Source organism: Tissierella praeacuta, from assembly GCF_040396155.1.
Taxonomy (GTDB): Bacteria; Bacillota; Clostridia; order Tissierellales; family Tissierellaceae; genus Tissierella; species Tissierella praeacuta_A.
In genome coordinates this window covers 65,120-78,673 of sequence record NZ_JBEBOY010000013.1, presented here as the reverse complement: position 1 = coordinate 78,673, position 13,554 = coordinate 65,120, and the positions used below count along the sequence as shown (strand labels likewise).

13 protein-coding genes and 1 pseudogene are annotated in these 13,554 nt (G+C 29.3%); 4 read left to right on the top strand and 10 right to left on the bottom strand.

Annotated features, from left to right (window positions below; all coding sequences use genetic code 11):
* Positions 1 to 90: 90 nt before the first annotated feature.
* From ABWP20_RS08615 to ABWP20_RS08580, 8 genes and pseudogenes are all read right to left on the bottom strand, one after another.
* A complete protein-coding gene (locus ABWP20_RS08615) occupies positions 91 to 339 on the bottom strand; it encodes a hypothetical protein (protein ID WP_353095390.1) in 249 nt (82 codons plus the stop codon).
* An 80-nt stretch (positions 340 to 419) separates the two neighbouring features.
* Positions 420 to 1,502, bottom strand: a complete 1,083-nt coding sequence (locus ABWP20_RS08610; RefSeq protein WP_353095389.1) for an NAD(P)H-dependent flavin oxidoreductase — start codon at positions 1,500 to 1,502, stop codon at positions 420 to 422.
* A 392-nt stretch (positions 1,503 to 1,894) separates the two neighbouring features.
* The gene (locus tag ABWP20_RS08605; protein ID WP_353095388.1) at positions 1,895 to 2,968 is read right to left on the bottom strand and encodes a glycosyltransferase; all 1,074 of its coding nucleotides are present in this window, start codon (positions 2,966 to 2,968) and stop codon (positions 1,895 to 1,897) included.
* 174 nt (positions 2,969 to 3,142) lie between these two features.
* Positions 3,143 to 4,072 carry an exosporium glycoprotein BclB-related protein gene (locus tag ABWP20_RS08600; RefSeq protein WP_353095387.1) on the bottom strand — a complete coding sequence of 310 codons (930 nt, stop codon included), beginning with the start codon at positions 4,070 to 4,072 and terminating at the stop codon, positions 3,143 to 3,145.
* A 433-nt stretch (positions 4,073 to 4,505) separates the two neighbouring features.
* Entirely contained in the window at positions 4,506 to 4,721 is a 216-nt protein-coding gene (locus tag ABWP20_RS08595; RefSeq protein WP_353095386.1) for a hypothetical protein, read from the bottom strand.
* Between the two features lie 424 nt (positions 4,722 to 5,145).
* Positions 5,146 to 5,511 (bottom strand): annotated as a pseudogene (locus tag ABWP20_RS08590) (YncE family protein); the annotation flags it as partial.
* A gap of 256 nt (positions 5,512 to 5,767) precedes the next feature.
* Entirely contained in the window at positions 5,768 to 6,343 is a 576-nt protein-coding gene (locus ABWP20_RS08585) for an HD domain-containing protein (protein WP_353095385.1), read from the bottom strand.
* Positions 6,344 to 6,569: 226 nt separating this feature from the next.
* Entirely contained in the window at positions 6,570 to 7,340 is a 771-nt protein-coding gene (locus tag ABWP20_RS08580) for a GNAT family N-acetyltransferase (RefSeq protein ID WP_353095384.1), read from the bottom strand.
* Between the two features lie 127 nt (positions 7,341 to 7,467).
* Here ABWP20_RS08580 and ABWP20_RS08575 point away from each other — a divergent pair, with 127 nt between their 5' ends.
* Positions 7,468 to 8,124 (top strand): GNAT family N-acetyltransferase, encoded by a 657-nt coding sequence (locus ABWP20_RS08575; protein WP_353095383.1) that lies wholly within the window; start codon positions 7,468 to 7,470, stop codon positions 8,122 to 8,124.
* 39 nt (positions 8,125 to 8,163) lie between these two features.
* Here the strand turns inward: ABWP20_RS08575 and rsgA are convergent, their stop codons facing one another.
* A complete protein-coding gene (gene rsgA / locus ABWP20_RS08570; RefSeq protein WP_353095382.1) occupies positions 8,164 to 9,198 on the bottom strand; it encodes a ribosome small subunit-dependent GTPase A in 1,035 nt (344 codons plus the stop codon).
* Between the two features lie 529 nt (positions 9,199 to 9,727).
* Here rsgA and ABWP20_RS08565 point away from each other — a divergent pair.
* A complete protein-coding gene (locus ABWP20_RS08565) occupies positions 9,728 to 10,579 on the top strand; it encodes a DegV family protein (RefSeq protein ID WP_353095381.1) in 852 nt (283 codons plus the stop codon).
* A 50-nt stretch (positions 10,580 to 10,629) separates the two neighbouring features.
* Here the strand turns inward: ABWP20_RS08565 and ABWP20_RS08560 are convergent, their stop codons facing one another.
* The gene (locus tag ABWP20_RS08560; RefSeq protein WP_353095380.1) at positions 10,630 to 11,139 is read right to left on the bottom strand and encodes a nitroreductase family protein; all 510 of its coding nucleotides are present in this window, start codon (positions 11,137 to 11,139) and stop codon (positions 10,630 to 10,632) included.
* Positions 11,140 to 11,628: 489 nt separating this feature from the next.
* Between ABWP20_RS08560 and ABWP20_RS08555 the strand changes: the two genes are divergently transcribed.
* Positions 11,629 to 12,003 carry a BlaI/MecI/CopY family transcriptional regulator gene (locus tag ABWP20_RS08555; protein WP_353095379.1) on the top strand — a complete coding sequence of 125 codons (375 nt, stop codon included), beginning with the start codon at positions 11,629 to 11,631 and terminating at the stop codon, positions 12,001 to 12,003.
* Between the two features lie 12 nt (positions 12,004 to 12,015).
* A complete protein-coding gene (locus tag ABWP20_RS08550) occupies positions 12,016 to 13,479 on the top strand; it encodes a M56 family metallopeptidase (RefSeq protein ID WP_353095378.1) in 1,464 nt (487 codons plus the stop codon).
* The last annotated feature ends 75 nt before the right edge of the window (positions 13,480 to 13,554 follow it).

Sequence of the window (13,554 nt, the reverse complement as noted above, 5' to 3'; positions counted from 1 at the left end):
TACATTCTATTAAATAATTTAAAATCTTTTATTGACAATTCTTAGCTGGACTTATTATTGCAATGGAAATTGTTCCATATTTTTTATATGTTAATCTATAACACTATAATCTTTTGCTATATTTATTATTTCATTATTCTTTATATATATTCTAGGTAATTCCTTAGTAAACATATATTGTACAACTGCTGAGATTTGACAAATTTTACTTGCTGCTGCCATCAGTTCTGTTTCTTCTTTTAATGTTTTTCTGATTTCCTTATAATTATGGACAAGATTATCTAAATCTATTTCTATCCATACTGGTCTTGTTAACTTTCCTAATAGATACACATCCATTATTTAAATGCTCAATATCTTGAATTATAATATATTCTATCAAAGATATGTAAATAAAGCTAAGCCTTTTCGGCTTAGCTTTATAATTCTACAAAATGTAGCTTTGTTTCTTCCATCAATTTTTCCATTAACTCTTTTACCGACACAATTTTATCTATTTTATATGCATTAGTACCTGCAAAAACAAATCCAGAATTAAGATTTCCCTTTTGTGCGTTGATTAAAGCATTTGCTATACAATATTGAACTTCTGTAGGTTTACATGGCTTTAAACAATTTGTAATACATTTTATTGGTTTTCTTAGTCCCATACGTGCATCTTCTATAAACTTATTATTTATAGCCCGACCAATTAGACCCACCGGACTATTAATTAGGACTATATCTTCTTCCTTTGCATTTATATAAGCTTCTTTAAAAGTCTCTGATGCATCACATTCATTAGTTGCTGCGAATCTACTTCCCATTTGAACTCCTGCTGCCCCTAGTTTTAGTAACCTAGCTATATCTTTCCCATCCATTATTCCTCCTGCAGCTATAATAGGAATTTCCTTTCCATATTTTTCTTCGTATGGTTTTATTGCCTCTAATACATCAACTAATAGATTCTCTAAATCCTTAGTAGAGTCTTCTAGTTCTTTCGTTGAAAATCCTAGATGTCCTCCTGCCTTTGGTCCCTCTAATACAATAGCATCTGGAATAATATCATATCGTTTGCTCCAAGTTTTGCATATAAGAGTAGCAGCCCTGTCAGATGAAACAATAGGTACAACCTTTGTATCAGTTCCTTTAGTGAAACTAGGCAGGTTCAAGGGAAGTCCTGCACCTGAAAAGATTATATCTATTTTTTCCCTGACTGCTTCCAAAACTATTTCTTCAAAATTATTTAGCACTGCCATTATATTGATACCAATAATACCACCCTTTGATATCTCTTTAGCCCTTTTAATATGATGCTTTAAAGCCCTTGAATTGGCTTCTTTCTTATTTCGGTAATAATCTGGATCATTGAATCCAATTTCTACACCAGATAATATACCTATTCCTCCATTCAAGGCCACATTACCTGCTAGATTTGACAAAGAAATACCAATCCCCATTCCACCTTGTACAATAGGTAGTTTAGCAGTTAGATTTCCTATTTTAAGTTTAGATAGTTCCATTTCTTCCTCCTTTAAAAAATATTAGGCTACATAATATAACCTAATATTAAGTATATATTTTTTTAAATAAAAAAGATAGTAGTTTCTTAATATCAAAATTACGATAATAACTGCACATTGGATGTCAGATGTAGCAACTGCAGTTACTCAGCAGAAAATCCTGAGCTTATATACAATTTTATGGTTTCCCAAATAAATTATAGGAAATGATTTGCTAAGAAAAGTTAAAATTATTATAAAAAGATAACATTAACTGTATTTATAAATAAAGATTTCCTATATATGAACAAAATTTATACATATTTTATTCATATATAGGAAGTTCAATTGGAAATACACTTAATATATATCCTATAATTCCAATTAAATATCTGCTTATACAGGTCTATATTTTATTCCCTTATATTTTCAAAATACCTTCTATTATGCTCTACAGCTAAGTCATTAGGTTTATATTCTGCTGCTTTATCATTATATTTTATAGCTTCTTCTATATTGCCAAGTTTATCATAACACACACATAGTTTCACACATGGAATATATCCCCAATAGTCATGTTGTACAAATCCCCATCCATCAGTTGGCTCCTCTAATTCTAGAGCTAATTTATACCAAAATGTTGCTCTCTTATAATCTCCATTACCAGAAAAATAATCTCCAATGTGACAACAGATTTCTGCCCTTGGAGTATCATATTCGAAACTCTTTAATAAAGATTCTAGCATATTTTTTCTATCATTTATATTATCGTAACAAATTGAAAGAATATGGCAAGCACTTATATTATCTTCTACCCACCCTTTTTCTGTATCTAAAAATTTATTAAAATATTTTATTGCATCATTATATCTTTCATTATAAAACAGCTCCCTAGCATAATAATAAAGACCTCTAGGTGTTAAATTGGTTCCAGACTTAATAGTCTTTTCATAAATAGCTAAATTTCTACCTGGAACATCTATCCGTTCCTTCTTATGAGTTATACAGATATCAGAGTTTATTATATTACCCCCTAATTCTAGATATTCATGAACAGGCTCATTCCATCGATAGTTATTTGTTCTCTTTACTAAACGTTCTCTAAAATATGAAAAGTTTACATTACCTTCTTCATCGAACCCTACATTATATTTCATCATCACTACATCAACCTTATGATCTAATTCTTTTTTAAATTGCTTAAATTTTTCCCTATCCTTTTCAAGAATAACGTCATCAGCATCTAGCCAAAGAATAAAATCTTTCGTAGCCTTAGAAAAAGAATAATTTCTTGCTGCTGAAAAATCATCTATCCACTTAAAATCAAATACCTTATCTGTATATCCTTTGACTATTTCTTTTGTATTATCATTGGACCCAGTATCTACTATTATTATTTCATCAATAATATCTTTTACAGAGTCTAAGCATCTAGCTATAACATCTTCTTCATTTTTAACAATCATACATAAGCTTATTGTTATCATCTAATCACCTCAAAGCAATTTTCCATTATATCCAATATATATTATGATAAGGAATTCAATTTTGTGATTTATGCTAAAATATACGAAACGCTAAGTAAAGTATACGATTTTATGCAGAACAAACCGCCGGCTAAGCCGGCGGTCATGATTTATAAAGGTCCTCTTACCAAACTTTTAACTAATTCCAATGCCACCACTTATCTGACCAGTTAGTACAGATGCTATATCAAGGCCTGCTGTAATTTCAGAAGAAAATACAAGCATCAAACGCATACCTGCTGTGACAGGGAATCCAATACCACTAATTGAGCCTGTGGCGATGTCTCCTACAGATATAAGACCACTAAAGTCAGGAGAAAGGTTAACTGTTGCACCTGGAACTGGTGTAAAAGAGTTACTTCCAGCTGGTGCAGAATATACTGTTGCAGAAACCGTAGCAGTAGATCCAATTAAACTCAAACCAAGTGTGACGTTAAAGGTAGCAGATAAGGAATCCAATGTTCCACTTCGAGGCACATTAAAGGCTAGATCACCTAATAGTGTAATATCGATTGCACCACCCAGACCGGTTATACCTGTTATATTCGAACCAAATCCCACGATACTACCTGTATTCAATAATCCACCTAATACAGTCGTCAACACCGCAGGTATTACACCAGAAGCGAATGGGATAATAGCCCCAGCTCCCGCTGCACCAGTTGCTCCTGTTGCTCCTGTTGGACCTGTTGGACCTGTTGGACCTGTCGCTCCTGTTGGACCTGTTGGACCTGTCGCTCCTGTTGGACCTGTTGGACCTGTCGCTCCTGTTGGACCTGTTATTCCTATTCCTGTTGCTCCTGTTGCTCCTGTTGAACCTGTTGGACCTGTTGGACCTGTTGGACCTGTTATTCCTATTCCTGTTGCTCCTGTTGAACCTGTTGCTCCTGTTGCTCCTGTTGAACCTGTTGGGCCTGTTGGACCTGTTGAGCCTGTTGCTCCTGTTGGGCCTGTTGCTCCTGTTGGACACTTTAGAACGCATTCACAGTCAAATTTACAGCAATCATGGTCCTTCCTACAAGGGTTACATCTTGATCCATACCAATTATTATACATATATGACATATTAAATCTCCTTTCTATGCTTACAACTGCATTGACTTTCTCCACACTTTAACATAAAATGCAAAATAAAGTGTGGACAATTTAGTAAAATAAAATTTATATTCAGTACTTTACTTTAATATCAGTTCATTAAATAATTTATCCATATAATATAATATGGAGAATAGTATAAAAGGTTTACAATTTTTATACAAGCATATGCTTATATGTAAAACTTAGAATCAAGAACTCATAATCAGAAATGAAATAAAAGAAACTAAGTCCTATTTATTACAGACTCAGTTTCTTTTATAGTATAGATATATATCGTTATTAAATCAGATATATACAAATTCTTATATCTAATTTATTAGTTATCTAGTATTTAAATAAAATCAATTATAAACTTAACTATATAACTTAAATAAAAAATCTTCCGACAAAATAAAAATACTTATTTAGTATTTTCCTTCACACCAAATACACCAGCTCCACTTCTTATAGGCTTTGTTGCTGTCTTATTTGTTGTATTGTCTATCTCCACTGAAGTATCATCAGCAGCATCAGTTGATGGCACTACTGAAACTCTTGAATTTGGTACTCCTGTTGTTGCTGTTGTACGTCTTTTACGATTGTCATTACTCTTATTATTATAATATATATTTGACATCTTAAATCCCCTTTCTCTATTCATAACTACAATGTTTTTTGTTCATACATTAATATAAAGTGTATAAATCTCTATAAAAAATATATCCAGCATTTTATTTCATAACAGTAAATTAGATAATTCATCACTATAATATCATATGAAAAGCAGCATAAAAGGTTTACAATTTTATACAAGCATAAAACATCCATTAAATTTTTCACTATGAAAAACTCCATACTAAGATAAAACTAAAAGTATTGAGTCCCGTATCAATATAGAACTCAACATCTTTTAATTACAATTTAGTACTATACATCCTGCCTTTTAACACGGATTAAGCTTATACTGCCTTTATATTAACTTCATTAAAATGATTCTACTATCTATGACTATTATCTTAGAGAATATCTCTACGAATTGCATCATAATTAAAAATGGTCCACTATGACGTTGTCGTTAATAATCCTATTCCATAAGGAGTATTTCCAACTGAAATAGTGGCAATAACAATATTCTCAGCACCATCTATAACTGAAATAGTTCTATCAATAGCATTAGTAACAAAAATTAGATTTTCACTTGAATCTACAACGGCGGAAACAGGATTATTACCAACAGGTATTGTTACTATTATCGTATTTATATCACAATTTATTACTGATACCGTATTGTGACTTGTATTCGAAACATATATTAAATTAGTATTTGGATTTACTCCTAATGTTTCTGGTCCTCCACCAACAGATATTGCATCAACTGCCATATTTGTTACTCCATCTATTACTGATACTGTATCTTCACCAAGATTAGCAACATATACCTATGACATATTAAATCTCCTTTCATTAAACAACTTGTCACTATAATATAATATGAAAAATAATATAAAAAGTTTATATTTTCTGTACAAGCATAGAAAATGAAAAAGAACCAATGCTAAAGTTAAATAAAACTCTCACATTGGTTCTTTAATTTACTAAAATTATATGAAATTAATTTCTTACAATATAATAATATGTCAACCATTGACCATAGACATTTGTTAATAATTCATATAAATATATTTAGATACTTTTTTGATATAGCGATTCATATATTGCTTTAGATTCACTTAATTTTGGCAATAAGGGTTTATATCGTTGTTCAGAATGAGCCAATAGGTCTGATCTTTGGAAATGGAAAAGATAGGATATAAGGTCTTCTCCTACCAAATCAATAGCCTCTTTCACTCCTTCTACTGTAGGTACAACATGATAATCATGATATCTAATAAGTTTACATACATTTTCTATAAAATCTTTATCATACCCAAGCCTTGTTAGAATTAAATTTGCAATTATTTCACTTGCTTCTTCATGCCCCTTAAAACTATCAATATTATTAATGGTAACCTTCTTATATGGTTTGCCTATATCATGTAAAAGTGCTGTCACTTTCAAAATTAAATCAAAATCTACTCCATTTACTGTTTCAAGTATGTGATCAAATACATTATAAATATGAGCAGGCATATTTTGTTCACAATCAACACAAATAATAAGTTCCGGAATGATTTTAAGAATCTCATCTTTATAGTCTTTTATATCTTTTCCTGAAATAAGTATATCATTTAATCTTTCTCTTTCTCTTGAATATACCATATCATCACTCCTTTTAATAAATATATTATATTTTAATATTTAATATAGAAACTTAATACATTAGATAAGTATTTCTGAATTCTACTACTTAAATCATAAGAACTTTCTAAAGTTATATTCAGATTTCAAATGCCTTATCTATATACCCTCAAACTAATATAAAGTAAATATAAAATAAAAATTATACTTTTACTTTATATTTATACACTACTACTTTATATAAAAGTTATTTTTCATAGTGAATCATTTGATCTATTTGTTTAAATCCCAGTCTTTCATAAATTCTACCTGCATCTAAATTATCATACTGAAGATAAATATCTTTGCCTTCCTCTAGTAGTTCCTGTATCAATACTTGTAGACAGATAGTACCTAAGCCTTTTTTCTGATATTCTGGTTCTGTTGCTACTCCTACGACTAATGCTGAATCTGCAGTCTCGAAATCAGTCTGTGCTACGGATACTACCTTACCTTTATCTTCAATACATATTCCGCGACCTCTATTGTTTTTTAATTTATCCTCCATCACCTCCCTTGAACTAAAACTAGAAAACACCTTACTATATAAATTAACTATTTCATCTAAATCCAATGTATTTATCTGTCTTATGTATAAAGAATTCAATTTAACTTCGACCTTAGTATTTCTGCTTAATTTAGATATATATGATCCATTTCTAAATGTTGAAAATATTTTCTTATCTAATAAACTCTGACAATAGGATTTTGGTCCAATCAAAACAGTATATTCTAAACTAGAAATTAATGCTTTAAAGGCATCAATATCTGCATTTCCATTACTAAAAAACTGTAGCGTACCAGTTTTTCGCCTAAATAAGACAGCCTTTAATACTTCACCTTCAAATTCTCCATAAACCTTATCATATACTTCTTTCTTACTTGTAAGTCCCAATAATATAAAATAATTTCTAGCTATATCATATTCAATAAAACTTTTAATTTTATCATATTCCTTTGCCATTATTTCTCTAATCATGTTTTCACCTCTGAAATATTTTAACATATTTTTTAAACTTTCCATAGATAATGGGTATAATAATATTAAGGGAGGCGGGATATGAAGAATCTTATATATTAGTCTAATATCAAAATAATTAAAAGGAGTGGGATTTATAAAAACTGATAATGAAGATTCAGACGAGGATTATGACCCTACTATTTATCTAAGGGAAAATTCCAAATTATCTCATGAGTCTAGCCCTTATTCTAAAGAAGTGTTTATAGATATCTGTGAGGAGATAAATGGTGAGGTAGTCACTATAGGTGAGTTAAAGGGCCACTTTTTCAATTTATCTAGGCTTTGCAATGATAAAAAATTAAAAAATATTATATCTTTAATTCATCAATATGATGAAGAAACTTTCGATATTTGTAATTGTTTAATTAAAGAAACGTCTTGTTTTAAAAATAGAGGAGAAAATATATATCATCTAGATCGATTTTTCATATATCCTCAATATAGAGGCAGCGGAGTAGGAAAACATGTATTAGAAGCATTTGAAAAAAATATTGATTTCTTTATGGAAAACAATGTTAGATATATAGGTCTCTTTCCTGATCCTATTACAGAGGACTTAGAATATGATTCTATGGAATCTATGAGTAAAGAGGAAAGAAATGAGACTGTAAGGCATTTAAAGAGTTTCTACTCATCCTTAGGATTTGCAGAAATGAAAACCAATCCAGATTATATGTATCTTGATTTAAATAACCTAAGTTTATATAAAAAACAATTATCCTATGATATTATCTATCAATAGAACCAGCTAAATAGCTGGTTTTATTTTATACAGATTTCTTTATTTTTTCTTTAATAACTTTGCTTTCTTTCTAAGATTCAATTGCTCTTTCTTAGCAGTAAATCTGGCTTCCTTTTGAAGCTTTATATAATTATTCCATCTATCATAGGAAAGTTCTCCACTTAGCAATACATTTTTAATAGCACAGCCCGGTTCCCTATTATGACTACAATCTTTAAATCTACATAATTTACTTATTTCTTCTATATCTGAAAATGTAGCATCTAATCCTTCATCAATATTCCAAAGTGCAAGTTCTCTCATACCAGGAGTATCTATTATCATAGTCCCATTACTTAACATAATCAATTGTCTATGAGTTGTAGTATGTCTTCCCTTGCTATCGTCTTCTCTAATATCATTAACCTTCATAATATTCTCCCCAGATAAGGCATTGACTAAAGAAGATTTACCTACTCCTGAAGAACCTAGAAACACTATAGTTTCCTTTGGATTAAGATATTTCTTTAATTCATCTATTCCTTCTCTTGTTACTGAACTGATATAGAAAACTGGTACTCCCATAGCTACATTTTCTACTTGTAAACTATATTCTTTAACATCATCAACTAAATCTGATTTAGTTAAAATAATTGCCGGATTTGCCTCACTTTCCCATGCAATTGAAAGATATCTCTCAATTCGTTTTATATTAAAGTCATGATTTAAAGATGAAATTATAAATACATGGTCAAAATTAGATGCTATCATCTGCTCCTTTTCATAATGGGAATCATATCTTGAGAACTTACTCTTCCTATCTAATACATAATAGATTATATCCTCCCCATAAGGATTCTGCTTAACTAAGACGAAATCTCCTACAGCAGGATATATTATACTATATTTATCATTGTAAAATACTGAACCTTTAAGCCTTGCTCTTTTCTCCATATTATCATAGATTATCGTATACATTTCCTTGTGAACCTCAGTTACTCTTGCTGGTACAAGGTCATCTTTATCTATATTAATTAATTTTATTTGATTCTTAAAGAAATCCGTAAAACCATAGTTTTCAATACAATTATTCATTTAATACCTCCAATTTAATCAACTTTCTATTATTTTCTATATTTATAAACTTATAACTTTTATTCCTTTTCATAAGACATCACTCCTTTTAATTTCTTAAAAATGAGCATAAAAATACCGTAGACAAAACCATCCATGGATATCTACGGTAATATTATTTAATTATTATTCGATTTAAGTAGATGTGAAAGGTTGATTCTACGGCACAAGGTCTATTGCATGACAAAAAAACATAAGATTTACTATTAATTCCTTGGCCCATATTTGATTTTATTGAGTAATCACCGTTATTATTGTTATCATCTTACATCAACTCCTTCACCAATATATCTTATATTATATATTTCCACCAATATTATTGTCAAGGAATATTCATTTTATTCTTAAGATTTTAGCATATTTATAACACTTAAAGACCAATTGACAAAAGAGTTTATATTAGATATTATTTTTGTATATATACCTAAATTAAAAGAGCTGATTTAACACAGAAATTCTTTTAATAATATATTTAGAAAGGGTAATTTAAATGAGAAAAATAATATTAAGTGCTGATAGTACCTGCGACTTAAATGATGAATTAATACAACGTTATGACATCAAGCATTATCCTTATACTATTCTTTTAGATAATAATACATATAAGGACAATATAGATATCACACCACCTGAAATTTTTGAAACATATTATAAAAAGAAGTTACTTCCTAAAACATCTGCTATAAATGTTGCAGAATATTATAATCATTTTAAACCTTTGATAGATGATGGATATGAAATAATACATATCACTCTTGGAAGTGCCCTTACAAGTAGTTACAATAATTGTTGCACAGTGGCAAAGGAATTAGGTGGTATATATCCAGTAGACTCACAAAACCTTTCTACTGGCTCCGGTCTTTTAGTGCTAAAAGCAGCTGAGATGCTAAATCAAGGATTTACAGCAATAGAAATTAGCAATATGTTAGATGAATATAAAGAAAAGATACATATGAGTTTTATTTTAGATACCCTGGACTTTTTATATGCTGGAGGACGTTGTTCTAAAATCTCATCTCTTGGTTCAAATTTATTGAAAATAAAGCCTGTTATTAATGTAAATAATAAATCAGGTGCAATGAGTCTAGGAAATAAATACAGAGGACAACTTGAAAAAGTTATAGTAAAATATATCAAGGATAAATTATCTAGCTATGATAATATCAATAACCAACGTATTTTCATTGTCCATTCTGGAATAGATGATAAATTCATTAATCTTGCTAAAGATACAATATTATCACATATGAACTTCAAGGAAATTCACGTAACAACTGCAAGTTGTACAATAACTTCCCATTGTGGTCCAAATACCTTGGGCATATCTTTTGAAACTGAATAGTAAAATAAACCACCTTCAAAAATTTTTCAGGTGGTTTGTTTTTATAGTCTTTACCATTTGTTATAATGGATTTTTTCCTCATTATATCTATCTATTGACTTCTTTTCTTCATCTTTTACACCTATTACCACCATGCCAATTGGAATAATATGGGCAGGCAATCCTAAAGTTTTAGACATATTATCAACTAAATCTTCTCTAGAGTAAAGTCCACACCATACTGCACCTAAACCAAGACCATGAGCTGCCAACAATATATTTTGAATTGATGCAGAACAGTCCTCTATTAAAAATCCCATTTCTTCTTGTCTTTCTGTATCTCCACAAACGATTATTCCACACCCCGCATTTGGTAACATCTTTGCATATTTATGAAATTCAGAAATTTTATTTAAAACCTCCCTATCCCTCACTACTATATAATCTCTTGGTTCCATATTATGTGCAGAAGGAGCTTGAAATCCTGCCTTAAGAATAAGTTTTAAATCCTCTTCTTTTATTTGTTCACCTGTAAACTTTCTAATACTTCTTCTAGTAAATATAGTATCTAATACATTCATCTAATCCACTCCTTAAAGATATTCATTATTGATTATACCATTAATCTTTATATTTATTACCCAATTCCCATAAATCTTATCTAAGTAAATCCTAAATGGAAAATAGGCTTTCTTACTAATCTAAAAAGAATAGTATGTATTTTATATTACAAAGATTTTATATTAAATTATCATGTTATTTTAAGTAAATTTCCCATTATCATAAATACCTAAATTACATTTAGATCATTAAAAGTATCCATAAAAAATGATTATCAAATTATAATTCCATAATTTATAAAACTATAATTTATAAGTTCATTCAATAAACCAATCTTTATAAAGTTAGTTTAGAAGTTAATTATTAAAATACTTGAATTAATTCTAATAATATATGTAATTTATAATTCTTTTATTATTTAAAATATTATCCTTGACTTTTCGTGACTACAACTGTAGACTGTAAATATAAACTACACCTGTAGTCATAACTTTATAGGAGGTGATAATATGGAAAAATCGATTAAAATATCAAACTCAGAATGGGACATCATGGAAATCCTTTGGGATAATAATCCTCTTAGCTCAAAGGAAATAATTGAAAAAATCGAGCAAAAGAGAGATTGGAAGCCAACTACAATTAAAACTCTTATATCAAGACTTGTAGACAAAAATGTAATAGACTATGAAAAAAGAGGAAAATCTTATTACTATTATCCTCTTATGAATAAAGAGGATTGCATCAATGCAAGAGCTAATAGATTTGTCAATAAATTTTATAAGGGCGAGTTAAAGGCTATGATTGCTAGTTTTATTGAAGAATATGAGTTCTCTAATGAGGAGATAAACGAATTAAAAGAAATCTTAGATAAAAAGAAGAATTAAGGAGAATCATTTATGATACTTACAAAGCTTTTTTATACAATTTTAGAGTCTTCAATCAAATCTAGTCTTTTAATTGGAATTATTTTATTAGTGAAAAAGATATTTAGAGAAAAAATTGGAGCTAAAGGTCAATGTTTACTTTGGTTTTTACTTATTATAAGGCTGACTTTATCTAATATGAATCTAAGATTATTTAATATATTTTCTAAAATCAATCCTTATAATGCTATATTAAAACCTGATTATACCATAACAAAATCAGAAATTATTAAATGGTTAAATAATGGTCTTAGTCAGCAAAGCCTACTTAGGATCTCCTCTAATTTCTCAATTAAGTATTTATTCCCAAGTATATGGATTTTAGGCATTTTAATATTGACACTAAATTTCATAGTATCCAATATAAAATATGGATATTTAATTAAACTTAGTCAAACATCTGTAGAAGAATATATTGAACAAATATTAATTGAAAGCCAAAGAAAACTTAATATAAGAATATCCTTAAAGGCTTATAAATCACCTTTTGTCTATTCACCTTGCTTATATGGTCTTTTTAATCCCTGTATATTATTACCTTATGATATAGAAAAAAAGATTGATATTGATAATTTAAGATACGTTATCTCACATGAATTGGCACATTATAAAAGAAAGGATATATTTCTTTATACCTTTATATATATTTTACAGATAGTTTATTGGTTTAATCCTATTATTTGGTATGGTCTTTACAGAATGAAAAATGACTGTGAAATTGCTTGCGATGCATTGGCTCTTTCATCTTTCAAAGAAGATGAAAAAGAGGACTATGGTCTATGTATAATCAATCTCTTGGAGAGAAGTAAAACAAAATCATATAAGATTGTTACTACAGAATTTATAAATAAGAAAAAGGATCTAAAAAGGAGGATTATAATGATAAAGAAATTTAAAGAAGGTTCATATAAATTATCTTTTGTTACTATTTTGGTGTTTATGTTAATGACTAGTATATTTTTAAGTAATGGAAATATTAAAGCAGTGGCTGATAATAGTTTAAATAATTCCATAGTAACAAATATGGAAGATATTCAGCTCCTAGAAATGATTTGGCCTGTACCTAATTACACAAAGATTTCTGCACCATTTGGTAAGAGAGTTCATCCTGTTACAAAAATGGAAAAGGTCCATACTGGTATTGACATTCCTGGAGAAGAAGGGGAAATTATTATAGCAGCAGCAGATGGTAAGGTAGTATTTTCACAATATGAAGGAGGATATGGTAAAACAATAATTATTGACCATGGTAACAATTTAGCCACAGTATATGCCCATTGTTCTGAACTTCTTGTTGAAGAAAATGATGAAATAACCTTTGGTACAGCTATTGCAAAAGTAGGTTCGACTGGAGCCAGCACTGGTCCTCACTTACATTTTGAAGTAAGAAAAGATGGTGAAGCCGTTGAACCATTAGACTATTTTAAAAACAACTAATGATATAGTAAGGGATACCTTAAAATTAAATCTTAAGGTATCCCTTTTCCATTTTTATTTTCAGAAAAAAATTTA